General features: G+C 53.8%; 14 protein-coding genes. 5 read left to right on the top strand and 9 right to left on the bottom strand.

Translation table 11 applies throughout. The features are described from left to right. Positions 1-127: 127 nt before the first annotated feature. Positions 128-1,840 carry an RICIN domain-containing protein gene (locus ACS5NO_RS13490; protein WP_439415635.1) on the bottom strand — a complete coding sequence of 571 codons (1,713 nt, stop codon included), beginning with the start codon at positions 1,838-1,840 and terminating at the stop codon, positions 128-130. A 66-nt stretch (positions 1,841-1,906) separates the two neighbouring features. Further along, a complete protein-coding gene (locus tag ACS5NO_RS13495; protein WP_439415636.1) occupies positions 1,907-3,571 on the bottom strand; it encodes a hypothetical protein in 1,665 nt (554 codons plus the stop codon). 229 nt (positions 3,572-3,800) lie between these two features. Here ACS5NO_RS13495 and ACS5NO_RS13500 point away from each other — a divergent pair, with 229 nt between their 5' ends. Next, a complete protein-coding gene (locus ACS5NO_RS13500) occupies positions 3,801-4,169 on the top strand; it encodes a hypothetical protein (RefSeq protein ID WP_439415637.1) in 369 nt (122 codons plus the stop codon). Here ACS5NO_RS13500 and ACS5NO_RS13505 read toward each other — a convergent pair. The 4 genes from ACS5NO_RS13505 to ACS5NO_RS13520 all read right to left on the bottom strand — a co-directional run bounded on the left by ACS5NO_RS13505 (position 4,166) and on the right by ACS5NO_RS13520 (position 11,592). Further along, entirely contained in the window at positions 4,166-4,594 is a 429-nt protein-coding gene (locus tag ACS5NO_RS13505; RefSeq protein ID WP_439415638.1) for a hypothetical protein, read from the bottom strand. The genes ACS5NO_RS13500 and ACS5NO_RS13505 overlap by 4 nt on opposite strands. Continuing rightward, a complete protein-coding gene (locus ACS5NO_RS13510; RefSeq protein ID WP_439415639.1) occupies positions 4,591-5,892 on the bottom strand; it encodes a caspase family protein in 1,302 nt (433 codons plus the stop codon). The genes ACS5NO_RS13505 and ACS5NO_RS13510 overlap by 4 nt, the downstream gene beginning before the upstream one ends. Positions 5,893-6,036: 144 nt before the next feature. After that, the gene (locus ACS5NO_RS13515; protein WP_439415640.1) at positions 6,037-9,726 is read right to left on the bottom strand and encodes a WD40 repeat domain-containing protein; all 3,690 of its coding nucleotides are present in this window, start codon (positions 9,724-9,726) and stop codon (positions 6,037-6,039) included. A gap of 3 nt (positions 9,727-9,729) precedes the next feature. Then, complete coding sequence (locus ACS5NO_RS13520) at positions 9,730-11,592, bottom strand: CHAT domain-containing protein (RefSeq protein ID WP_439415641.1); 1,863 nt, start codon at positions 11,590-11,592, stop codon at positions 9,730-9,732. A gap of 508 nt (positions 11,593-12,100) precedes the next feature. Between ACS5NO_RS13520 and ACS5NO_RS13525 the strand changes: the two genes are divergently transcribed. Continuing rightward, positions 12,101-17,551 carry a family 78 glycoside hydrolase catalytic domain gene (locus tag ACS5NO_RS13525; protein WP_439415642.1) on the top strand — a complete coding sequence of 1,817 codons (5,451 nt, stop codon included), beginning with the start codon at positions 12,101-12,103 and terminating at the stop codon, positions 17,549-17,551. Here ACS5NO_RS13525 and ACS5NO_RS13530 read toward each other — a convergent pair. After that, positions 17,540-17,746 (bottom strand): hypothetical protein, encoded by a 207-nt coding sequence (locus tag ACS5NO_RS13530; RefSeq protein ID WP_439415643.1) that lies wholly within the window; start codon positions 17,744-17,746, stop codon positions 17,540-17,542. The genes ACS5NO_RS13525 and ACS5NO_RS13530 overlap by 12 nt on opposite strands. A 170-nt stretch (positions 17,747-17,916) precedes the next feature. Between ACS5NO_RS13530 and ACS5NO_RS13535 the strand changes: the two genes are divergently transcribed. Then, the gene (locus ACS5NO_RS13535) at positions 17,917-18,852 is read left to right on the top strand and encodes an alpha/beta fold hydrolase (RefSeq protein WP_439415644.1); all 936 of its coding nucleotides are present in this window, start codon (positions 17,917-17,919) and stop codon (positions 18,850-18,852) included. Between the two features lies 1 nt (position 18,853). After that, positions 18,854-19,882, top strand: coding sequence for a glycoside hydrolase family 130 protein (locus ACS5NO_RS13540; RefSeq protein WP_439415645.1), 1,029 nt, complete (start codon positions 18,854-18,856; stop codon positions 19,880-19,882). Here the strand turns inward: ACS5NO_RS13540 and ACS5NO_RS13545 are convergent. Together ACS5NO_RS13545 and ACS5NO_RS13550 are read right to left on the bottom strand one after the other, a co-directional pair. Beyond that, complete coding sequence (locus tag ACS5NO_RS13545) at positions 19,879-21,162, bottom strand: MFS transporter (protein WP_439415646.1); 1,284 nt, start codon at positions 21,160-21,162, stop codon at positions 19,879-19,881. The genes ACS5NO_RS13540 and ACS5NO_RS13545 overlap by 4 nt on opposite strands. Positions 21,163-21,254: 92 nt before the next feature. Continuing rightward, positions 21,255-21,848, bottom strand: a complete 594-nt coding sequence (locus tag ACS5NO_RS13550) for a TetR/AcrR family transcriptional regulator (protein WP_439415647.1) — start codon at positions 21,846-21,848, stop codon at positions 21,255-21,257. Positions 21,849-22,265: 417 nt separating this feature from the next. On the opposite strand from ACS5NO_RS13550, the gene ACS5NO_RS13555 reads away from it, so the two are divergent. After that, a complete protein-coding gene (locus ACS5NO_RS13555; RefSeq protein ID WP_439415648.1) occupies positions 22,266-25,262 on the top strand; it encodes a S9 family peptidase in 2,997 nt (998 codons plus the stop codon). Positions 25,263-25,314 lie beyond the last annotated feature (52 nt).

A 25,314-nucleotide genomic window follows, 5' to 3' on the forward strand; every position in this document is an offset into this window, starting at 1 on the left:
GTGCCGGAGGTACGCAACTAAGCCTATATCGCGTACCTCCGGCACGCCTGGAGTGCTCAGAATACGCATTTGCTATTAACATCAGACCCCTCCGGGGTCAATAATCTCATAGTTCAAGTTAACTTAGTTATTTCTTCATAAACTTCATAACCCGCTGCGGTTTATTTTTCGACTGCACCCGTAGCAGATACATACCCGTTGGCAATTGCCGCACATCGATTAACCGCTTATTCTGCTGGATTTGAATCGGTAGAGTCAGGCTTGCTCCGTTAATGGTCGAAATGCTGATTTCGCTCTGTTCATAACCGGATGGCAGGTTCAGTTGCACCTGATCGGTTGCCGGATTGGGTTGTAAAGTTGGTAAAATACCTTCCTCAACCCTTTTAACCTGCGCAAGCTGCGAGGTCACACGAGCACCGTTAGGTTTTACCGGCTCAATCAGCCAGTCCTGATCGAGCTGATTATTGGCGGCATACGAGAACGCCCGCAAGATACTGTTTTTCGACGTTATTCGTTTGGGCGGTTTGGTTGCCATCATGGAAGTAAATGTAGACCAGCCATCCCCGCTGGGTGAAGCTTGAATCTTCCAGGATTGATTTAGGGCATCGAGTGGCTTGAAGAGGATCAATGGTGTGTCGTCAGCAGTTGAAGCACCATTTACATCAATATAGCGATTCGAAGGCACCGATTTTATCCGATAACTGCCATCGCCATTGAGCAGAAACTGCCAATAAGAATAGATGTTTAGAGGAGGCTCCATCTGATTTAAGCCGGTTCCATCGGCGGTCAGATACCGCAGATTTTGGCGGGACTTAATAGTATAGTATTTCCCTTCTTCTACTGGTGCATGAATGGCAAGATTAAAACTCCACCGAGTTTTTTCATCAAGTCTGACTTCATAGTTGAGCCTCACATTATTATACGCCCAGGTTTTCAATGCCAGCACATTATCGCCAATCGCGGGATTACCCGAAGAGAGAGAGGGGCCATTCTCGGTACTTCTTGTTTCTACTGGTCCTGTAGTAACATACTCTATAAGGCTACTTTCTTTTTTCCAAACATCCACGTAGGATTTGAGGTAAAGCAGCGTCGGTGGCGATGTCATCTCAAACTGGACAGCCTCATTGGGAGACCCGGCTAACTGGCTATATTCCGGAGCCAGCTGGGTAGTAGTTTCAGTATAGTAGTCAAACCGGTATTGATCGTCCGTGATCAGGGCACCTGGATAGGGCACCTTGCTACTGTTAAACACATAGGTGAAAGTCGCCGGTGAAATTTGTTGAGCATTTAAATTCCCCGATCGCGACAGGTAGATACGATTGGCGTTCAGATAAGCTTCAAAAAAAGGGTGGTAGGTATGCTGAATGGTGGACAAAGGTAAAATTCCATTCACTTTAAACCGGGTCGAATACCAACTTAAATTCGGCGTTTTCGATACAGTTAGAAGCCATTGATTAACTGGCACCGTTTCCTTCCCTTCAATCGTCACCGATGAAATCCCCAGGTGGTCATAAAAAGGCTCGTTTTTTATTTGATCCAAGTCTACAGAAATTAGGTTATCGTAGGTTAATTGGGATGGATCTATCGAGGTAGGCAACGCTACTTCAGTGGTATTTACATACTTATCAAAATAAGAAAAATCCGGGGTAATGGGTTTGACAGTTAAAAAGCTCTGCGGATAATTCTTGTCCCGCAAGGCCTTTAGCGCAGCAATACCCTGATTATTGGACTGGATCAACCGATCATAACAAAGCTGCACGTCTTTGTTGTACGGTTTGGGCACATTTCTGAGAATAACTCCTAAATCGGTCTGGATTGCTTTCTGAACCAACGCGGCCAAATCGTATTCTTCTTGATAATAGTCACTCAGTAGATAACGGTTGGAGCGCTTCGGAAGAGCCTGGTATTAATAGTCTAGACCCCGGTAAAAGTCCACGTATTTACGGTCTGCATTTTTGTAATAATACAACAATTGCCCCATGAGCTGAGCCGCTCGATTTACCCGGTCATGCAAGGTGTCGAGTTCGGCAGGAGCCTGCATGAAGTTGGTTTGATAAGCCAAATCCCTTTTACCACGGCCATTTCCCAATTCGTCCTCTGCAGCATAATACAACAGCGTTTGGGTGAAGGCTGACACTTCCGAACTGATGAGCTGAAAAGCGATCGGACCCAGGGATTTGATTATTTCTTTGATGGCGAAGTTGTAATCATTGGCCAGAGGCTTGGAATTAAAGTAAGCGAATTTACCAATACTGTTGATGGCATCGAGTAAAATTTGCCTGGTGTCCGGAAGATTAAAATTGGGATAGGAATCCGTCAGCGTCATCTGTTCCAATTGCCGGGCCAAAACCTCACTCTGAAAGGCAACTTTTTCAATGTCTGATTTGATAATCTCGTCCGATTTTTTAGCAAACACATCCTTGGTAAGCAATGTATCAAGTCGTAGACAAGTTTCGACTGTGGCAATGACTTCTGTAGGCTGAACAGGTGAATTGGACTTAATCCGGTTAGCAGAAGAACCAAGCTCCGTTCTGAGGGTCGTTAACATGGAATTCATCGCATTAGACGTATTCACAAGTGCTTTTCGGGCTTGTTCGGTGAGCGGAACAATAATCTTGCCCTTTTCCCATTCCTCTTTTTTAAGTTTACCCAGACAATTGTTGATTAATGAAGGAGTGATCTTATTTAATTTCTGAAAGACCTGATCTACAGGGATTCTTACATCTCCATTATAAATACCGATGGCCGTTCCCAGCACTCCACTGTTGCCAACGGGTAAGACCAGTGGTGCCCCTGAAGCACCCGGATATAATCCGGGGAATCTGTTTATTGCAAATTGTTGAGGATACTTCCAAGCTCCATTTTGATATTGCTCGGTCGACCGGGTCGAAATCTGCTGTGGCTTCGCATTAGCATGATGGATTACGTAGAGCGATTTGTAAGGATCAGCATTGAGTCGGGAGGTGGGAATTTCATCCAGGAATTGAACGGCATGCTGTAAAAATGGAATACCGATCATCCCCTCTTTCGGAACTTTAATGATGGCATAATCTTGCCAGTTGACTTCGCCTACCTTCGACGTCTTTTGGGAAACCGCTTCAGCTACAGTTACCGATAGCGGTCTGGAAGCACGTATTGTGTATTGAGTAGGATTCGTGCGGGCGCTGGCCTCACTGTTAAATGTTGTTCGAAAGTTAAAATCAAGATCCGTTAGTTCATTGGTTAAGGACCAGGGGAGATCGGTATAATCCAAAACATGCGCTGAAGTCAGCAGACAATAATGGTTCAGACTTGGATCTGTTATGATAAAAAAAGCAGAACCATGTGTGGGTCGGTATCGATTCAGGATGTCATCGTGCCTTCTAATAGCGGCTACACTTGAACTAGTCCAGTTGTGCATCGGTAAGGAAGGGCTGGCATCATTGATGTAAGGAACTTCGTTGCGCGCCAACGGAGTAGTATCTAAAACATATTGCCCCATGGAAGAGGTCGCGCTAATGAAAATGTAAAAAATAACCGTCAACAATAGCCGTCCAATACCGATCGGAAGCCGGTTGTAAATGAATTTCATGATGGTAGAAATAGAGATTTGTGCGATATGATGAGAATGCTGTTTGGACGGTACCCGATTGGGAAAGTCACTTTTGACAGGTAGAATGTCTGCCGACTTTTTCTTTTCTAAATTCTGCCGTGGATTAGCCGTTCTAACGTTCGGCAAATAGCACTCAAGTAAAAGTTGACTAAAACCGGTATCTGCGCTCTCAACCGGTCTTTGGTCTCAAACAGCAAACCCGTCCCTGATGCCACAGCAATACGCCCCAAACATCGAAAAACTAATCTGGAATGAGACTTTCCGGAAGTGGGTGTTGCAACCCACGCCGGAGAGCGATGCGTTCTGGTACATCTGGCAGGTCTCCAACCCCGACCGGGTTTCGGATCTGAAGCTGGCCCATACGGTGGTTGCGGCTTTGCAGGTCAACGATGCTTATTTGGCCGAATCTGAACTTCAGCAACTGATTTCGGAGACCATGACGCTCGCCAAAAAGACATCATCAACCTCCTTGCCGAACCCGATTTTCCGCTGGTTTCGGTGGCAGCCGCCGGGGTGGGCTGCTCTCGCACGGTTTTTCGTCCGTAAAGGACATTGGAGAAAAAAACGGCAGGTTTAGTCCTCCGGGTTGAGCGCCAGTTTTCCATCCGAGCCGAGGTAAATCCGGTAGCGCGATCCCCGGCGGACGGTGTATTTATTGCTCCGAACCGGGTCGGTTTTCAGCCGGACAAAAAGCTGGGTGCTGTTGGTGGGGTAAATGCTCACGTTGTTGGCCCTGATCGTAAAAGCCGTCCACTGCTTCATGTCCCGGCTGATTTCGAGCATCGCCGGTTTACCGTAATCATTCACCAGAATAATGCTTTTCTGGCTGTAGCTGATCGTCACTTTGCGGCTCGAATCGGGCACGGGGGCGTCGATAAAAAACACCTTGATGTAGCTCACTTCCAGCGTATCGCCCCTGGCCCGGCTGGAATCCGCCCAAACGCGGCTTCCCACCACCGGAAGGCTGCACCCCAAAAAGCCGATGAGCAAAAGCAGCTTCATTCCGATTTGACGGCTAACCGCAGTTTGCGTTTGAACATAAAATCCCCCGCTCCCGGCGTCGAGCCTTTGATGTGTCCATAAGTCGGTTTTTGCCGGATCTGGGTTCGGTTGTGAACCTCATTTTTCAGGCTGTCGAACAATTCCTCCGATGGCAGATACTCCTCCCCGTTCGTGGCCAGCCGTTTGATGAAATAATCCAGAAAGACACTGTTGTCGGGCACTTCTTCTAACGAGCTGCAACTCATGGCTTTGCGGCTTTTCTGGGTGTACTTTTCCTCCCAGGTCTGCAGTTTCTGGTTGGTCATCACCTGATACGACACCACCGTGGCTCCGTAACACGCGTCGACCACCAGCAACAGGTGCTGCGTGCGCATTTCGTTCAGAATTGACACCAGCGCGGCATTCGACAAATAGCTATCCAAATCTTCTTGTTGCGTATCCTGCAACGCCCAGAAACCGGTATTTTCGTCGGTACTGACACTGTGTCCCGCAAAGAAAATCAGCAGGTTATCATCGCTCAACAGCCGGTAAGATAGCGCCGTTAGCGTGTCTTTCACCATTTTTTTGGTGGCATTGGGCAGGTTGGTGATCGACGCAAACTCGTATTTCTGCCGCAACACACTGTCCAGCCGGGCGATGTCGCTGCGGGGGCGGTTGAGTTTGATCCGGGCATCGCTGTAATCGTTGACACCAATCAAAACTGCGTGGTAGCGGGCGGTTGCCATGGTTGGCCGTTTCACTTTGGCGGGTAGCGGATATTCGTTATTCCGTTCGGATTTTCGAATAATCGAAAGTTCCAGGTCATACTCCGCCAGCGCCATATTCGGGTTTGAAATGTAAACGAAAATGAATTTCAGACCCGCGTTATCCAGCGACAGTTTGTTGCCGGTGTTGTCGGTAAACGCAACGGTTGGGGTGATCGGCACTTTCAACGTTAACTCCTTGAGGGTGTCGACATTAGCAGATAAAACGGAGTAGGCCGTCGTCTTCGATCCGCTGGTGGCCCGCTCGTCGATGGTGCAATTTCCGTAACAATTTCGGATGGAAATAATCAGGTTGCGGTTGGATTTGATGGGGGTCACTTTCACCTGCAGCGTGTCGCCGATCCGTAGTTTGACGTTATCGACATCAATGGGATAAAACCGGTTGAAATGCCGCCCGGAACCCGTCACACTAAACGCCATCGCCGGAATCGAATCTTTCCTGAACTGAACGAGCGGCTCCACCACCGACTGCCCGCGCGTTGGCAAACATGCCACCCAAAGGCAAATCAAAACCAGGCCAACGAAGGGTTTCATAGGAATAGACAGATTTTCTGCGAATTAAGGTACGGAATCAGGCATTCGGATACAATGACTTTTGTGTAATTGGGCAATTTAGACCCGATCAAAGCGAAAGACGTTTACCCGGATTGCTCCCGAGAGATAGCAAGCTCACCGGTTTTACTCCCGGAATGATTGCCAGATGGCCTCCCAAAACGAGGTTTGCAGCCGGTATTGTTTTTTCGCACCGGCCAAAATCGTCTGCCGTTCCGCTTTCGGAATATGCTGGTCAAGCCATGCGGTGATAAAATTCGGGCCGGGCCAAACCAAAACCCGATGCCCCTGAATGGCGGAATAAAGAACCCCACTTTTTGAAAAACTGAACTGGTCCACGGTGCCTCGCCAGTCGAGTAGCCGCTGCCCGTCTGTACCCCACCAGAACGATTTGCCGTCGCCCTGAAACGTGGCGATGAGGGCCCCGTCCGGTGAAAATCCGGCGTTTTCCACTTCCTTGCTGTGCGTCAGCAAACTGAACGATTTCGCTTTTACATTCCACAAAAAGGCCTGATTTTCACCCGCCTGTGTAATCAGCGCCAGTTGACCGGAGGGCGACAGGGCAAAAGACCGGATTTCATACCCGGCGGTAAACCGCCCGGATTGCAGCGATTGTGACAGAAAGGACTGCCCCTGCTGATTCCAGCCCGACAGGGTGTCATTGTTGCCTTTGGTCAGGGCATAAACCGACGTTCCATCCGGTGAAATCGTGGCCTGCAGGTGGTTACCCGGCAACGCCATCAGCCGCCGGTCTTTGCGACTCCAGACGTGCATCTTGCCGCCCGTCGACCGCAGCGACCGGATCACCGCTTCCTGTCCATTTTCCGACAAATAAATGAGTTGCCCGATTAGATTCATCGGCAGGCTGTCGATTCGCTCGCCCTCGAAATTCCATAGATAGCCCTTCCCGGTTTTCGTGCGCGTCAGAAACGTAGTCCGGTCGGCCGAAGCCGTGACGAACTCACCAGTCAATGGCTTCATCCGCCTTTGGGTGCGGTTCCAGACCACGGCATTCGTGTCCGGAATGTCGAGCAACAGGTGCCGGGCGTCGACGGACGCCAAAACACTTACGGTTCCGGATGGGGCCAGCACCGAATCGATCGGCTGACCAGCCCGGTTCCAGAAAACCACCTGATCCGCAAAGGTTAGGGTTACCAGCGTCTGATCATCGGCCGAAACCGAAACGTCCAGAACGATCTCCTCGTGGGGCAATTCCAGCAACCGGTCATCCTGCCAATTCCAGAGAAACGCTTTACCGTCTTCCGTTCGGGTCAGAATCGATTTTCCATCGGGCGCAAAGGCCACCGTCGAAACGGCCGCTGAATGCGATAAAACGCCTTTAGATTGCTTCTCCCGATCCCACAGTTCGACCTCGGTCCCGGCAACAGTCAGCATCATCCGGCCATCCGGGGAGATTTCGATCGACTGCAATAGTTGGTCCACTTTCAACTTATCCACCAGTTTTCCTTCCGAATTCCACCAGTAAATGGCCTGACCGACACCCGCGGCCAGGGTATGACCGTCGCGCGAAAGTTTGAGATTGGGAAATTGAAAATCCCCGCCGGGTTGCTGCAGAGGGCGAATCTGTCGGGTTTTCCGGTCCCAGCGAAACACCCGGCCATCCTCGGTTCCGACGAGCAACAAGCGTCCGTCTTCAATCGTTTCGGCCCAAAAAATCCCATTCGGTAACCGAATCGAATCCAGCAGTCGTTTTCCCAGCGGGTCCCACAGCAGAATCTGGTTGCTCAGTTCCTTGTTTTCCTGCGCAACTTTCGGTTTCGGAAAACCCAGGATCATCGAACCATCCGGCGAATAAGCCGCCAGGGCCATCGGCGGAAGGGCCGTCAGCACCTCGGCCTTGCTGCCATTCTGCCTCCAGAGCGTCACCGTCCCTTCGCCGTTAACGGTCAAAATCGTCTGGCCATCCTTCGAAAATTCAGCAAAAAATACCGTGGAGTCCGCGCCGATCGGTTTGAGCGTTTTATCCCCGAAGTCGGCCAGAAAGACGTTCCCCGGCTCGGTCAGGGCCAGCACACGCCGGTTATCGGGAGCCAGTTCGACCGACAAATAAACACCGGGAATTTCTAACGCATCGACTTTCAGATCCTTCTGGCTCCGGTCCCAGCGGTGAACGAGGTTGCTCTCGGTGGTGGTCAGCACATACCGGCCATCCTCCGAAAAATCAGCATCCCGGATCGGCATGGCCTCCAGTTCCAGTTTCGACGCATACAGCCGGTGGTTGTAGAAATGGTTGTAGAGGGCTTTCCGGTTCAATTCGTTCGGATCCTGCTCATACGCGCCAGCCACTGTTACCAAAGCCTGCACGGGGTCCATCCCTTCGGCCTGCAAGACGATGCGGGTGCGGTTGGTTTTGTCCCACTGATTGACCGCAAACCAGACCGACGCCAGCGCCACCGCCAGAAACACCGACACAACAGCTACGGTACGTTTCAGCCGGGCATTTTTACGTTGCTGCTCTTCCAGTTCCCGGCGCTGTAGCCGCTTCTGAAAGGCCCGGCTGGCTTCGATATACGCCCATTTGGCATCACTTTCGGGCTTCTCCAGGCTGCGATCCAGTTCGTCGTGTACGGCTTTTTCGTAGAGCCGGATTTCAGAGAGCCGGCGCGAAGAAAGCAGCAAATCCTCCGCCTGGTTTTTCTCCATGTATTCCCGAAAGGCGTCTTTCAGCCGCCGGATGATGTCGTTGATTTGCCGCTGTTCGGCCGAACGCCCCTTGTCGATCACCTTGGCCAGACTGTCGTGGGCCAGTTCGTAGGTCCCTTCGTCCGGGCGAACCAGTCGCGTGCGTTCCAGTTCGGACAAAATTCGGAGGAGCAGCGGAACTGGCAGGCGCGTGGCTTCTTCGAGCGATGCCAGACGGTGTTCCCGGCGGGTGCCTTCGTAGGTCACAAAGGTTTCCAGCACCAGACTCACGGCGGGTTGTTCGTCCGGGGCCAGCAAATCGGTGACAGATTTCTTCTGTTCGGCCAGAAACAGCTCCAGCACATCGTCGATCCGGCCCACTTCTTCCACCAGAGCCGGGGTAATCCAGACCGGCGGTTCGGGTTCCTTTGCGTTTTCCATCCGCCATAGCCGATCCAGATACACCTGTAGATAAGGGAGTTGGAACGAATTGGCCGAACTGCGGTTGTTTTCCAGAATCAGTTTAACCGTTCGGGGTTCTTCCACCAGCCGAACCGCGTCAATCTGGCTGAACGTGCCGACAATTACTTCTTCCAGATTCCGTTCGCTCATCGGCTCCACCCGCATCCGAAAGTCGAACAAACCGGGCAGTTGGTCTTCGTACGTATACAGAAACGCCAAAAAATCTTCGCGCGTGACCAGAATCACTTTGCAGGCAATCGATGAATGTTCGATCGCTTTCAAAAAACCGGCAAACCACTGCTGTTCTTCCGCCGTGCCGCTGATGAAGAGTTCTTCGAGCTGGTCGAAAACCAGAAAAATCGGACGCAACGCATAGCGAATACATTCCGCCACGAGGGCCACCGGATCGGTCAGGGCGGTTTCTTCCAGCATACCGCTCAGGATTGTCACCAGCGTTTGCCGCAAATCGCCCCGACGCCGGATGGACACCAGAAAGTAATCAGTAGCCGGAATCGCTTTCGCCAGGCCACACTGCACCAGGCTGGTTTTTCCGGTGCCCGAAGGCCCGTAGACCAGCACCAGCCGGGACCGGAAGAGAAGTTCGACGAGCCTTTTCTGCTCCGCATGCCGGCCAAAAAACCGGGATTGATCGGCGGCTGTGTAGGCGTCAAGAAATTTAAACGGACTGCTTACGGACGGGTGGGCGGGCATGGTTTAGTCAGACAGAGAAAGCAGATCGATGTTGGTATCGGTATTTGAAGGGTTCGGTTCGTTTTCGGCGGTCGCCAGCGGATCGGGTAACGAGAGCAGCGCCAGCACGGTACTGAACTGTTCGCGCAGGGTCGTAAAATCCTGCTTCTGAAGCAGTTCGGTCTCGCTGGGCTTGAACGACACGCTTAACAGCGGATCTTCGGGCCGGGCGATGTGCTTGAACCGCAGCGTTCCGGGTTGGGACGAATGAAAACTATACGGATCGAAAACGTTGCTTTTGATATAGACATTCTGGTCGATCAGCAGGGGCGAAAGGTTCAGAAAATCAGCGACTTCGGTTTCGCCCGTGGCGATTTCCCGCCGGACTTTCACCAGCAGCACGGATTGCGACGCCCACGGATTGGTCAGGTTGATCTCCTGAAATGATTTGTCTTCGTACGGGTTCTGGGTGGTTCGCAAAACTGCCTTTTCGTGTTTGTATTCTTCCTGACGGTAAAAAAACCGCACGACCCGAATGTTTTTGTATGATTCAAGCTGGTAGTTCGCCCAGAAACCCAGCCGTTTACACAACTCCACCAGTTGATCTTCGCCCACCTGACAAAGCGACGGAATGTTGGCGACCCCGGCCTTGCCCGCCAGCCGTCGGCGCAAGTCATCGAAAAAGAGAAAGCATTCGTAAAACGTCTCCCGTTCATCGAACTGATGGGCGAGGTCCTGCATTTCCGGGACAAAAAGTTTGATTTGACTATCGGCCAGAAACTGGCTCAATTGTTGAAGGGATCGCTCCAGTTGGTGCGGTTCCAGGTTCGACCAGCCTTCCGTCACCAGCCGCTGCAAAAGGGCGGTGGTTTCCGCCGTCATCGGTGGCGCCACTCCTTCTTTCCGATACCGGATCAGCCGGTCGAGCACCTGAGCCAGCAGGGTAATCATCAGTAAATCAAAAGCGGATTCGAACAAGGCCGTGTAGTTCAGCAGCCGTTCTCGCGTACTCGGAATCGGCAACTTCTTGCCTTCCGGGCTAAACGGGGGCGTGAATAACCGGCGGAGCGGTTCGGCAATCGGATACGGCAGACGATTCAGAATGGCATCGTTGATCCAGAGAATCTGCGACTCCGGCGACTGCTTGCTGACCTGCATGAACTTGTCCCGCAAGCCCGGTTCGTATTTATTGAGGGCGTTGAACAGGGCATTGCGCAGGACCGTATTCGGCTTGTATTCGACGGCGGTTTGTTCGGCCGCCGTGGGTAGCTCCCAGCGGGCGGCTTCGTCGGACGGGCGGTGAAAATACCAGAGGTTCCGCGTAACTTCCTCTTCCGACAGGTCAATCATCGCGCGGTCAACCACCTGAATGGTCGTCGCTTCGCTGACCTGCAAGGTCAGTTGGGCCCTGTCCAGCGCTTCTTCCACCGAATGCTGATTGGCCAGCGCGCGGTAGAAAGTGAGGGCAAAAGCCGATGCGGCTTTGTCTTCAATCGGGGTGCTGGTGGCAATGATGGCCGCTTTTACGTTCTGGGCCGCCAGCAACCGGATGTGCTGGAGCGTGGAGCAGCCGTTCAGGAAAACCAGCCTGAGGTTGGGGCAACGGCCGAGCAACTGGGCAATGCCCACGCCCCGCGCCACGGTGTCTTCGAGTTGCAAAACCGTGCTGCCGGCATGACCGCTGAAATGAAACAGACTCAGCGTGTTCTGGTAGGTGACCAATTTATCGGCCACCGAACTGGTGGTCGCAAACGACTCCCGCACTTTTTGAAAGTGGCCTTTGCTACTCCGTAAATCCAGCAGCCGGTCGATGCCGTCGTCTTCATCCCGCAGAGACGGCAGCGGATGATCCCGGTCGTTGGCAAAACAAAAAAGCAGGGTATCCATCTCGGTGGTTACAAATGCGTAGCGAGAAGCGATTGGTCAACCCGCATCGACCCGGCAAGTTCCCGGTTCTGAACGAATTGTCCCCGGCGGAAAAACCGCTTCTATCGATTGGAAGGTAAGTAATAACTGCCTAGATTCAAAATAAGCCCCAAAACGCCCAAAAAGTACGGATTTTTACCGTCTGATAATTTAGTCAACCGAAGAAACGTTTATTCGTTCATTTAACGTATCATTGCCTAAATTAATCCCCTTATTTTCTCTGAAAAATACTACTTTTCAAGCTATAAAACCCGATCCAAGTGGATAGATGCGTGAAATTCAGGTAAATCCATTTGTCTGATAATTTTTGGAATAACTATTGATGTAACTTATATAAATAAAGAATAAACAATAAGTATTTGTCTGGTTAATATTTCAAAATCCGGCCCCTTGCGTGCCGGGTCCCACCCCGGTGGGAGAATTGTACGAACCGAATGCATCACCATCTTACGAATTTAAACGGAAGTCTATGAATTGGATTCTTTACGGACTAGTACTCTGCCTGTCGTTTCCCGCCCTGGCGCAGCGGAGCATCACAATCTCCGATCTCCACACCGAAAACCTGACCGATCCCGAAGGCATCACCGGCTCGTCTCCCCGACTGAGCTGGATTCTGACCAGCAATCAACGAAATCTGAAGCAGGACAAATACCAGATTCTGGTCGCGTCGACGCTGGAAAAACTCAACCGGAACGAGGGTGATTTGTGGAATTCCGGCCTGGTAACCAGCGACCGATCGCAGTGGGTTGCCTACGCGGGCCAGACGCTGAGCAGTCGCCAGAACTGTTTCTGGAAGGTTAAAATCCGGAGCAAAGATGGCGTCGAGTCCAACTGGAGTTCTCCGGCGCGGTGGTCGATGGGCCTGCTGCAAACCGCCGACTGGACGGCGCAGTGGATCGGCCTGGAGCAGGCTTTTGAGTGGGATGCGCCCAAAGCCGTCAACACCCGGCTGTCGGCCCGCTATTTCCGAAAACAGGCTACGCTTTCCAAACCCATCAAACAGGCCACGGCCTACATCAGTGGCGTGGGGCTGTACGAACTCTCGCTGAACGGCCGAAAAGTGGGCGATGCCGTGCTGGCACCGGGGCCAACGGAATACGACAAACGGGTTTTGTATAACACACTGGACGTCACGACCTACCTGCAATCGGGTGATAATGCGTTCGGGGTCACGCTTGGCAACGGCCGCTATTTTGCTATGCGGGTCGGACAACCCAAGGTGCCGGCAACGACCCACTACGGTTATCCGAAGCTGCGGCTACAGATCGAGGTGACGTATACCGACGGTACAACCGAAACAATCGTGAGCGATAACACCTGGAAAGTGACCGCCGATGGCCCCATCCGGGCCAACAACGAATTTGACGGTGAAGAATACGACGCCACCCGTGAATTAACCGGCTGGGATCAAACAGGTTACAATGCAAACAACTGGCTGACGGCGGCAACCGTCAACGCTCCGGCCAGTCGGCTCGAATCGCAAATCAATCCGCCCATCCGCGTGATTCAAACCCTGACGCCGGTTGCGGTTCAGCAACCCGAACCGGGAAAATACGTTTTCGACTTGGGGCAGAACATGGTGGGCTGGGCCCGGCTGAAGGTGCAGGGCACCCGCGGAACGCAGGTAACGCTGCGGTTTGCCGAAAACATCAAAAGCGATGGCACCCTCATGGTCGACAATCTGCGGACAGCCGAAGCGAAGGATATTTATACGCTGAAAGGCGGGGACGAAGAAATCTGGGAGCCCCGGTTTACGTACCACGGTTTTCGCTACGTCGAAGTGAGCGGCTACCCCGGCACGCCAACGGCACAATCGCTGGAGGGCCGGGTGGTACACGACGACCTGCCTCAGACCGGAACGCTGACCACCTCGAACGACCTGCTGAACCGGATTTACAGCAATGCCCTCTGGTCGGTTCGGGGCAACTACCGGGGCATTCCGACCGACTGTCCGCAGCGCGACGAACGGCAGGGCTGGCTCGGTGACCGGGCGACGGTTTCGACCGGCGAAAGCTTCATGTATGGCAACCAGAGTCTGTATGCCAAGTGGCTGGACGACATCGAGAGTGCGCAGAAACCGGACGGCGGTATTCCGGACATTGTGCCCAGCTACTGGAAATACGCAACCCCCAGTGTAACCTGGCCTTCGGCCTATGTCCTAGTCGCCAACATGTTGTATGAGCAATTTGGCGACGATGAACCGATTCGGAAGCACTATGCGTCGATGAAACGCTGGGTTACGTATCTCGAAAAATACAGCACCAATTACATTCAGCAGGCGGATGAATACGGCGACTGGGCCTTGCCGCCGGAGTCGATGTATCTGACCAAAACGGAAGACCCCACCCGCAGAACGGACGGAACATTGATGAATACCGCCTATTATTTTTACGTACTGAAACAAATGGAGCGGTTTGCAGTGATGACCGGCAACGAAGCCGACCGCGCGGCCTTCAGCAGCCGGGCGGCCCTGGTTCGGACGGCTTTCAACCAGAAATTCCTGAATCCCCTCACGAATCAATACGACAACAACACCGTGACGGCCAACCTCGTGGCGCTGGCCTGCGGGCTGGTTCCCGACGAGCTGCGGTCGGCGGTTTTCAATCAGATTACGGCGGTCATCGAAGGGCGATTCAACGGTCACATCAGTACCGGTGTCGTCGGAACCCAGTGGCTGATGCGAACCCTGACGGCCAACGGGCGCGCGGATCTGGCGATGCGGCTGGCAACCAATACCGGTTATCCAAGCTGGGGCTATATGGTGCAAAACGGTGCCACAACAACCTGGGAATTGTGGAACGGCAACAAGGCACCGGCTTTCATGAATTCGGGCAACCACGTCATGCTGTTGGGCGATTTACCCATCTGGATGTATGAAAACCTGGCGGGCATCAAATCCGGGGAAGCCGGCTTCAAATCCATCGTAATGCGCCCTGTTCCATCGGGCGATCTAAACCGGGTCAATTCAACGTTCGCTTCCGCTTACGGCACCATTGCCAGTGACTGGACCGTTACGAATCAGCAATTCCGCTGGAAAATAACCGTACCCGGCAATACAACGGCTCTGGTTTCAATTCCCGCCGACAATCTGGCGTCGGTTCGGGAGGGCAACCAACCGGCCGAAAACGCTACGGGGGTTACATTCCTGCGAATGGAAGAGGGTCGCGCCCTGTTTCAGGTGGGCTCCGGCTCGTATGATTTCCTGTCTTCCCCCGGCAATTATGAAAACCGGCCACCCGTGGCACCTGGCTTTAGCCCGCCTTCCGGCATCGTCAGCAAATCGTATACCTACACGGTTCCGGCGTTTACCGATCCTGAAGGCGGCACGGTGACCCACGCCCTCAGCGGCACCATTGCCGGTCTGAACTTCAACCCCACGACACGGCTGTTGAGTGGAACGCCCACCACGGCGGGGACGTATCCCCTGGTGATCGAAGCGACCGACACGGAAGGAGCTTCTACCACGGCCACGATGTCGATCGTGATTCATAACAACCTGAATGTCTACGACGGTTATCTGGATAAAGTCCGCTGCGACAGCATTACGGGCTGGGCCTGGAACCGGGACCGGCCCAATTATGCGGTAACGATCGAATTTCTGGAAGGGCCGACGGTGGAAACCGCCAGTCTCATAGGAACGGTCGTAGCCGATTATTTCCGGCAGGATTTGAAAAATGCGGGAAAAGGCAACGGCGCACACGGGTACCGGTTCAAGGTTCCGGAGCGTTTGAAAGATAACCAAACACACACGATCTGGGGCCGGGCCGAAGGTATCTATACCCTGAAATGGTCGCCCAAAACCTTGACGTGTGAAGGCACGGAAACACCCCCGCCCGCTAACATGCCCCCGGTTGCGCCCGCGATCGCTTCGCTGGAACTAACCAACGGGCAATCGTTTTCAACCACGCTGGCTCCTTTTACCGACGCTGACAGCGACCCGCTGACCTACAGCCTGACAGGTTCGGTGCCGGGTCTGGGATTCAATGCGACCACCCGCGTGTTGAGCGGCACGCCAACCACCAGCGGCACGTTCAGTCTAACGTATGCCGCCAACGACGGAACCGCATCGGTCGCGACAACGCTCAACGTGGTTGTCGCTAGTCCGCCAGTCGTGAATCAGCCGCCGGTGGCCCCATCGCCCATTTCGGTTTCGGCCACAATCGGGCAACTGTATACCACTACGCTGGCCCCGTTTACAGACCCCGAAAACGGCGCATTGACGTATGCCCTGTCGGGAACTGTACCGGGTTTGGGATTCAATGCTTCCACCCGCGTTTTGAGCGGTACGCCCACCTCGGCCGGGACGTTTAGCCTGATCTATACCGCAACGGACGCCCAAAATCTGGATGAACAAGTCGAGGTGACAGTGACGGTTTCGAATACGGCGACCGCTCCTGCGTTGAGTCTGGCGGGCTACGACGGCTATCTATCGACGGTCAACTGCGATATTTTTTCGGGCTGGGTATGGCACCGGGACAGACCCAATCTGCCGCTTACAGTCGAATTTCTGGACGGTCCGACGCTCGAAACCGCCCGGTTCGTTGACAAAATGGTGGCGGAAACCTTTCGGCAGGATTTAAAAAATGCCGGAAAAGGCAACGGGAATCACGGGTATGTTTTCACGGTTCCTCTAAGTCTGAAAGACAATCAGACCCACAAAATCTGGGCGCGGGTGGAAGGCTCGGCCTATGTGTTGCGGCTGTCACCCAAATCGTTGACCTGTGAAAGCACCACCACGCCCCCTCCCCCAACCAACCAGCCCCCCGTCGCCCCTTCCATCACGGCGCTGGCGTCCACGGTGGGACAAGGATTCACCACCACGCTGGCTCCCTTTACCGACGCCGACAACAACCCGCTGACCTACAGTGTTGCAGGAACGATTCCCGGCCTTGCGTTCAATGCCTCGACCCGCGTCCTGAACGGAACGCCAACGCAGGCCGGTTCTTTCAGTCTGACGTATTCGGCCAATGACGGCACCGTGACCGTTCCGATGACGGTTCGGATGACGGTTAGCAATGCAGCGCCAGCCAACCGTGCTCCGGTAGCCCCCTCTATCGCAGCCTTGACGGCCACGATTGGGCAGGCTTTCACGACGACGCTGGCGGCTTTCTCCGATCCCGAAAATGGGTCGTTGTCCTACGCCGTGACGGGTTTGCCGACCTGGCTCGGTTTCAATCCCGGCACCCGCGTCCTGAGTGGTACTCCCAATGCCACCGGCACCCACACGCTGACCTACTCGGCGACGGATAACAAAAATGCCAAAACCAGTCTTACCGTAACATTAACCGTCAATCCGGTTCCGGTTACCGGCAACTTCGAAGGGTATCTGGATGTGGTCAACTGCTCGACGATCTCCGGCTGGATCTGGAACCGGGATCGGCCCAATGCCGTCGTTACGATTGATTTTCTGGAAGGCAGTACGGTCGCAACGGCGCAGGTTGCCGGGACGGTTTCGGCCGATATCTTCCGGCAGGATTTAAAAAATGCCGGGAAGGGAAATGGCATTCACGGCTACGCGTTTACCGTACCGCAGAACCTGAAAAACAACCAGACCCGCACCATCTGGGGTCGGGTTCAGGGCGGCAGTTACATTCTGATCTGGTCGCCCAAAACCATCAACTGTGCTCCCGGCCAACGGATTGGAGCGGGAGCCGACAGCGAATCGCTTTCGGGATTGTCCCTGACGCCCAACCCCACCACCGGACGGGTAACGGCCCGCTTCCATCTGGCCGAAAATGAAAAAGCCCGGCTGAGTGTGACGGACTTATACGGCCGAACGCTGCACCAGCAGGACGTGTTGGGAACCGGGCAGCCCCAGGAAGAAACCGTCGACCTCAGTCAAAACGCAGTCGGCATGCATTTTATTCACCTCAAAACCGATCAGAAAACGCTGAGCGGCCGGGTGCTTTTACACCGGTAAGGCCTTGGAACCGGCCTGTCCAATCGACACGCCGGTTCCGGGTTCCGTATCGTCATCGTCGGGTTCGAGCGTATCGGTCTCGTCTTCCCGGGGCGAATCGGCGGGGTTCACCAGTTCGGGTTTCATTTCCAGGCCAATGGCGTCCCGGTGGATTTCTTCGTCGGTTTTCGGCAGTGCAGAATCCTGGTTGTTCATGGGGTCAGATTGTGGTGATTGTTCAGGAAGTAACCCTGCCCCGCCCGGAATGTTTGCGCGTCTTTCCCCGGCAGCGCATTTTCTATCCTCTCAAACCCGTTTTGAAACGAATCGTTGCGTAAAAACCGTGCTTCATAAAACCTCTACGCATCGGCGTTCGTTATATAAGCATGAAGTTATTTTTGCGCGTCCTCCGTTGGACATTACTCATCATCGTTATCGTATGTGCCGGCTTATTAACCGCAGCCCATTGGGTCGAATCGCGGGACAGTGACGAGGAACTGGCCGAATCGTTCCGCAATAACCCCGTTCAGACCGCGGTGCATCGGTACAAAATAAAAGACCGAACTATCCGCTATCTGGAAACTGACGAGGCCGGTCAGGACACCCTGCCCGTGGTTCTTTTCGTTCATGGGGCACCGAGTTCGCTGTCTTTTTTTAAGAAATTTTTCAAAGATACGACCCTGCTCAACCGTGCCCACCTGGTAGCCGTCGACCGCCCGGGCTACGGGTATTCCGATTTTGGCCGCGTCGAAACCTCGATTGTCAAACAGGCCCAACTGCTTCAGCCGCTGATCGACCGATACCGGAAAGCGTCTTTTCTAATGCTGGTCGGATCGTCCTACGGCGGTTCGGTGGCGGCACGGCTGGCGATGAACAATCCTGATTTAGTCGATCAGGTGGTGTTTGTATCCTCCGCACTGGGGCCGGGTCTGGAACGCACTTATCCTATCAGTCATTTTATCGACAAACCGCCTTTGCGCTGGCTGATACCGCCACTCCTGCTGCTGGCCAACGACGAGAAACTGGCCCACCGCAAAGCGTTGACCGAAATTCTGCCCGACTGGTCGAAAATCAAAGCCGGGGTGACGTTTCTGCACGGTCAGCGTGACGAACTGGTGTATCCGACCAACGTCTCATTTGGGCGTTCCCACCTCGTCAATGCACCCTCCAAGGAATTTCTGTTGCCCGAAAACCGCCACGACATCGTATTTAACAAGCGGGAATATATGACGGAGATTATTGTCAATATTCTAACGACCTATGCCCATTCGATTAAACCGGAAAAGGAACAAGCGAAAGAGTACATGACAGCCAACCCCTGAGATGAAAAGCTATCAACTCCGCCGGTTGTCGGACCAACCCATTCTGACGGCGGCCGATGTCAAACCGTCGCATCCGCAGTTTCGGGTGATGGGTGCCTTCAATCCGGCAGCCTGTCGGTTTGGCGATGAAATTCTGCTATTGCTGCGCGTGGCCGAAGCCGTCGACCCCAAACCGGGTTTCATTCAGGTGCCGGTGGTTCAGCAACAGGCGGGGCTTTTTCAACTGGTTGTCAAAACCTTTCCCGAACCGGCGGGCGATTACGATCCGCGCGTCGTTCAAATCGGTGATCAGGCCTATCTGACCTCGCTGAGTCATTTACGACTGGCCCGGAGTAAAGACGGGATTGCGTTTACGGTGGACGAGAAACCGTTTATTTTCCCGGAACGGGCCGACGAATCGTTCGGCGTGGAAGACGCCCGGATCACATTTCTGGACGACCAGTACTGGATTACCTACACGGCGGTTTCGGAAAACGGCCCCGGTGTGGGATTGATTATCACGAAAGACTTCGAGACCTTCGAACGGAAAGGCATGATCATTCCGCCCCCGAACAAGGACGCCTGTCTGTTTCCGCAGAAGATCAACGGTTTTTATTATATGCTGCATCGGCCCATGGTTTCGGATATCGGAAAACCGTCGGTCTGGCTGGCGCGGTCGCCGGACGGCGTGCATTGGGGCGACCACCGGTTTTTGTTCGGAGCAGCCGGGACGCCCTGGGAACACCTCAAAATTGGGGCCGGTCCCGAACCTCTGCTCACCGACGAAGGCTGGCTGGTTTGCTACCATGGTGCCAGCGTCGACCACGCCTATTCCCTCTCCCTGGCTCTCCTCGACCGCGACGACCCCACCCGCGTTCTCGACCGCTCAACCCAACCCTTGATGGTGCCGGAGCTGGAATGGGAGAAAACCGGTTTTTTTCCGAATGTCGTTTTCACCAACGGCTGGGTCCGAATGCCCGATGGCCGGATTCTGGTGTATTACGGTGCGGCCGATTTTTGCGTGGGGGTGGCGGAACTGGTCACGGATTAACGCGTTGGTACCGGTTGCCCCCCCACTACGGACGAGCCTTTTGCCGCTTCAGCCGCCTGTTTCTTCACGACATACTGGTTGATGAAATACATCATCACAATTGTTATCGCCATCGTTACGGCCACAATGTAACCCAGCATATCGTATCGCCCCAGCGAACCATCCTTGCCCTGCACCACGATGAGTCCGGCAATCAGGGAGGCAATACCGCCCGAAATCTGTTGCACCGACGAGTTAATGCCCATGTAGGCCCCGCGATCCTGCGGGTCGGGAATGCCCGAAACCAGGGCCGACGACGAAACCATCCGGGCCGAAATCCCGGCAAACAGCAGCACGTTGATGACCATGATCTGCCAGAGGGGCGTTATGCCCAGGTTGCAATAGACGATGACGACCACCATTCCCCAGATTGACGCGTACGTGAACAGGGGGAATTTGCCGATTTTGTCGCTCAGCCGTCCTGCAAACGGGCCGATGATCATGGCCGAAATGCCGGTGACCATGTAGATCAGCGGCAGGTCGGTTTGCGGAATGCCCAGGTTATGAATGGCGAAGGCACTCCCGAACGGCATGAGCATAAAACCGCCCGTGGCCAGCAGTGCGGTGCTGGCAAAACCGCGCAAGTAGCTGGAACGGGAAACCGTATGCTGCAAATGCTGGAACGGATTCCGCTCCGATTTGAGTTTCAGGTGGGCCGTGATCGGCTTCATGTATACGACAATCGCCAGCCCGACCACCACACTAACGCCCACAATCAGCAGAAAAGGCGAATGCCAGCCCAGCGAATTGGCCAGATACAAGCCCACCGGAATGCCCAGCACCTGACTGGCCGCAAACGCCGATTGAACGACGCCCATCACCCGACCCCGCATCTGAAAGGAAAACAGATCGGTGATGATCGCAAAGCCAATCGATCCGATGACACCCCCGAAAATCCCGGTGACGATGCGGGCCATGAGTAAGAAGTGGTAGTCCGGGGCAATGCCGCACAGGAGCGTACCCAACACAAACCCGGTGTAAAAGAACAGCAGCAGTTTTTTCCGGTCGTAGCGGTCGGCAAAACCGGCGGTCAGCAAACCGGCGATCCCGGCACTGAAGGCATAGGCCGACACCACCCAACCAAACTGGGCCGTCGTAATGTTCAATTCCATCATCAGTTGGGCTCCCAGGGGTGAGAGCACCATAAAATCGAGAATAACCGTAAACTGGATGAAAGCCAGCATCGCAATGATGGCTTTTTCGTAGTTCGTAAAGGGCGTTGTTGGTTGGGCCGTAGTCATATCGTTTGATTTCGAGGGTAATTTAGTCTTCTGAGGTTAATTCAGGATTAAAACCGGGTGCGGTTTCACCTTCATTTCTAGAACGTAAGCAATCAGGGCTTCAGGGCTTTCAGAACCAGTTCCAGTGTTCTTTCCAGCGTTTTTTCATCGAGCACAAACTTTCCCCAGCCCGGCATACCGGTTTTGGATTGATGAAATTTAATCAGCTGATACAAAGGCGCATAAGCAACCGACCAATAGACTTCAAGCGGTAGTTGGATCAACTCCTTTCGCTCGATGGCATTCAGCACAAACGTTTTCATGGCGGCCGAAAATGGATTCCGGGCATCGCCCTGAAACTTTTCGTGGAACGGTGAATGGCGCATCTGTTCCATAAAATGCATCCGCAGCGGGTATTTCAGGCAGTACCGGGCGCGGTTCATCCACTGCACGCGCATGCCCTCCTCGAAATGCATCCCGGGATCAAAACCGGCGAGCGTTTCGGTGCTCATGGCCAGCATTTCCTCGTAATAAATCTGCCGGATCAGATCTTCCCGGTCCTGGAAATAGATGTAGATCGTAGCCGGTGACACCCCCGCAGCCTTCGCCAGTTTTTGCATGCTCAGGCCGTCGAATCCCTCCCGCACGATCATCTCGATGGCTTTTTCGCGGATGGTCCGCTCTTTCGTTTCGTCTCGTAACCGCATAATGAGAACAAAAATAAACGAACGTTCTTTTATTTAAAAACAGATTGATGTTTTTTTTCTAAACATCAAAGGAGGCTGAACGCCTGATTTCTGTCCCCATCCATCATCCCGCCCCAGAAAAAAGCCCAACGGGCTGCCATCATTAGCCCCGGATGCAATCCGGGGTAGGAAGAACACACACACGATGCCCGAACCCTGAAAGGGTTCAATACGAATACCCGACCTGGATTCAACCCTTTCAGGGTTGGTGCGGTTCGTTGTGGTTCCCCGGATTCCGTCCGCCCCCCCGGATTCCGTCCGGGGCTAATGATGGCAGCCCGTTGGGCTTTTTTGGACTGCGTGGAATTAAGGGGGGAGTTTTCCGCTTGTTATGACCGGTATTTGCTTAATTTAGTACGTTGTTAACCCACTCGAACCATGCGTCGCTGCACTTTTCTTTTCGTTTGTTTTATCCTTCATTTTCAAACATTCCTGCTCGCACAATCGCCCAAACGGCCGCTCACCCACGCCGACTACGACCGCTGGCAAACCGTTCGCTCCGAAAAGCACGCGAACAATGGGCAATGGCTGAGTTATCAGATTGATCCCCAGGAGGGCGACGGGGTGCTGGAATTGATCAAAATTGGCGGTAAAGCCCCCGCCCAGGCTTCCGAAAAAAGTGCCGAGACCGTGGAGGCTAAATCCGGGCCAAACGCCCCCACAGACCGCCCGACGACTGCGTTCAACCCGCTGAACTCAAAAAAATACACGTTTGCGCGGGGCTACCTGGCACAGTTTACGCCCGACAGCCGGTTTCTGGTGATGCGGTTAAAAGCGCCTTTCAAACTCACGCGGGAGGCCAAAAAGAAAAAAGTCAAAGCCGACCAGCTTCCGAAAGACAGTTTGCTGGTGTTCAACCTCGAAACCGGCAGCCGCATCGGGTTTGCCAATGTTAAGTCATTCACCTTGCCCAAAGAGCGCGGTTCGTGGGTGGCGGTTTTGCAGGAACACCAGGAGGTGAAAGGAGTGAAAAAGGATTCAACCACCACCAAACCGTCCAGCCGGGGTCGGGCATCCGCTTCGGCAAAAAAACCGAAAGGCGACGATTTGATTCTGCTGAATCTGGAAACCGGCGCTACGCAGTCGTTTCGCTACGTGACCTACGTGACGGTCTCGGATAACGGAAACACCATTTTTTATACCAAAGATGCTGTCAATGATACGCTGAAAAAAGCCGGGGTGTTTGCGTTTGATACCAAAAAGCAGAACGAGATGCTGATCGATACCAGCTCGAAACACCGGCTTTACAAAGGATTGGCGGTTGATAAAACCGGCTCGCAACTGGCGTGGATGGCCACTGCCGACAGCGCCGAAGCCGATGTCCGGGCGTATGCGCTGTATTACAAACGCCTGGCCTCTCCCCCGGCCCCTTCATACCGGAAAAAGAAAACCGCCGTTTCCTCCTTTTCCGAACGAACGGCGATGCGGACGGTGGTGCTGGCCGATACACTCACCAAAGCCTATCCCAAAGGCTGGAATGTAAACGAATACCGGACGCCCTCGTTTTCGGAAGATGGGAAACGGCTGTATTTCGCCACCTCGATTCTTCCCCCCAAACCCATCAAGGATTCGACGGTGCTGGATGAGGAGCGCGTCAAAGTGGACGTCTGGAGCTGGAACGACCCGACCATTCAGCCCATGCAACTCAAGCAGTTGAAGCAGGAAAAAGAACGCGGTTTTCTGGCCGTTTGCGATTTGACCACCGGCAGCATTACGCAACTGGGAAACCGGGATATGCCAAATGTCCAGATCGACCCCAAAACCGATCAGCCGTATTGGCTGGGACTGAGCAATTTGCCCTACCAGATCAGCAGCATGTGGGACCCCGGCCAGACGGACCTGTACTTGATCGATGCCAAAACCGGGCAGAAAAAACAAATCGCCAGCGAAGCACGGGTTTCGTACGCCCAGTTGTCGCCGGGTGGCAAATACGCCTGGTGGTATGACGAACAGGATTCGCTCTGGCGGGCGTGGTCGATTGCGGAGGGAAAACGGATCGACCTGACGCGCGGGATTCCGGCCCGGTTTTTCGACGAAGAACACGACACACCCGATTTGCCCGGCAGTTACGGAGCCGCTGGCTGGAGCCGCGACGACCGCTATGTGCTGATTTATGACCGGTTCGACCTCTGGCGCATCGATCCGACGGGGCAGGAAAAACCGGTGAACCTGACGGCGGGTTACGGTCGTAAAAACCGCATCCGGCTGCGACGCGCCAACCTCAATCCTGACGAAAAAGTCGTTCCGCTGACGGGCGATCTCTGGCTGACGGGTTTCTGGGAAAGCAATAAAGCCACCGGAATTTTGCGAAAACCGATGGAAAAGCCGGCGGCTGAACCTGTGATTCTCACCAAAGGCGATTACCGGTTTTCCGGTTTATCAAAAGCCAAAAACGGCCCCGCACTGACGTTTTTGAAAGGCAATTTCCGGGAGTCGAACAACCTGTATCTGACCGACACCACCTTTGCCGAACCGCAGCCACTGACCCGGATCAATCCGCAACAGGACAGCGTCCGCTGGGGAAACGTCGAGTTGGTGAATTGGGTGGGCAACAATGGCGTCCGGCTGGAAGGGCTGCTTTATAAACCGGACGATTTCGATCCGAAGAAGAAATACCCGATGCTGGTGTATTATTACGAACGCAACGCCGAAACCCTGAACGATTACAAAGCCCCGGCGCCCAGTCGCTCAACCATCAACATGGCGTATTGTGTGTCGAACGGGTACCTGGTTTTTGTTCCCGACATCCTCTACACCACCGGCATGCCGGGCCAGAATGCCTACGACTGCATCGTTCCAGGCGTGTTGAGCCTGATCGAAAAAGGGTTCGTAGACCGCGATCGCATCGGGTTGCAGGGCCAGAGCTGGGGTGGGTATCAGACCGCTTTTCTGGTGACGCGGACAAATCTGTTCAAAGCAGCGATGGCCGGTGCGCCGGTCGTCAACATGACCAGTGCCTACGGCGGAATCCGCTGGGGAACAGGCATGAGCCGGATGTTTCAGTATGAAAAAACACAAAGCCGCATCGGCGGAACGCTCTGGGACAAACCGATGAATTACCTCGAAAGCTCGCCCCTATTCTACGCCAACCGCATCCAGACGCCCCTGCTGTTGATGGCCAACGATCAGGACGGTGCGGTGCCCTGGTACCAGAGCATCGAGTTTTATTCGGCACTCCGGCGACTGAGCAAACCAGCCTGGCTGCTCGTTTACAACGGCGAAGACCACAACCTGACTCAGCGACACAACGCCAAAGACCTCAGCATCCGGATGTACCAGTTTTTCGATCACTACCTGAAAGACGCCCCCGAACCCGCCTGGATGAAAGACGGCCGGTCGGCGGTGGAAAAAGAGCTGGGGGTGATGAAATATTAAATGAATGGGAACACAGATTGGACGGATTGAACGGATTTTTTATCCAATTTAT

Origin of the sequence: Larkinella fluvii, assembly GCF_051857545.1 — a bacterium.
Classification (GTDB): domain Bacteria; phylum Bacteroidota; class Bacteroidia; order Cytophagales; family Spirosomataceae; genus Larkinella.

Coding starts and splice junctions, on each gene's coding strand:
- ACS5NO_RS13550 (WP_439415647.1), bottom strand. CDS start 21,848: ATGCGGTTACGAGACGAAACGAAAGAGCGGACCATCCGCGAAAAAGCC.
- ACS5NO_RS13545 (WP_439415646.1), bottom strand. CDS start 21,162: ATGACTACGGCCCAACCAACAACGCCCTTTACGAACTACGAAAAAGCC.
- ACS5NO_RS13540 (WP_439415645.1), top strand. CDS start 18,854: ATGAAAAGCTATCAACTCCGCCGGTTGTCGGACCAACCCATTCTGACG.
- ACS5NO_RS13530 (WP_439415643.1), bottom strand. CDS start 17,746: ATGAACAACCAGGATTCTGCACTGCCGAAAACCGACGAAGAAATCCAC.
- ACS5NO_RS13525 (WP_439415642.1), top strand. CDS start 12,101: ATGAATTGGATTCTTTACGGACTAGTACTCTGCCTGTCGTTTCCCGCC.
- ACS5NO_RS13555 (WP_439415648.1), top strand. CDS start 22,266: ATGCGTCGCTGCACTTTTCTTTTCGTTTGTTTTATCCTTCATTTTCAA.
- ACS5NO_RS13500 (WP_439415637.1), top strand. CDS start 3,801: ATGCCACAGCAATACGCCCCAAACATCGAAAAACTAATCTGGAATGAG.
- ACS5NO_RS13520 (WP_439415641.1), bottom strand. CDS start 11,592: ATGGATACCCTGCTTTTTTGTTTTGCCAACGACCGGGATCATCCGCTG.
- ACS5NO_RS13505 (WP_439415638.1), bottom strand. CDS start 4,594: ATGAAGCTGCTTTTGCTCATCGGCTTTTTGGGGTGCAGCCTTCCGGTG.
- ACS5NO_RS13510 (WP_439415639.1), bottom strand. CDS start 5,892: ATGAAACCCTTCGTTGGCCTGGTTTTGATTTGCCTTTGGGTGGCATGT.
- ACS5NO_RS13495 (WP_439415636.1), bottom strand. CDS start 3,571: ATGAAATTCATTTACAACCGGCTTCCGATCGGTATTGGACGGCTATTG.
- ACS5NO_RS13515 (WP_439415640.1), bottom strand. CDS start 9,726: ATGCCCGCCCACCCGTCCGTAAGCAGTCCGTTTAAATTTCTTGACGCC.
- ACS5NO_RS13535 (WP_439415644.1), top strand. CDS start 17,917: ATGAAGTTATTTTTGCGCGTCCTCCGTTGGACATTACTCATCATCGTT.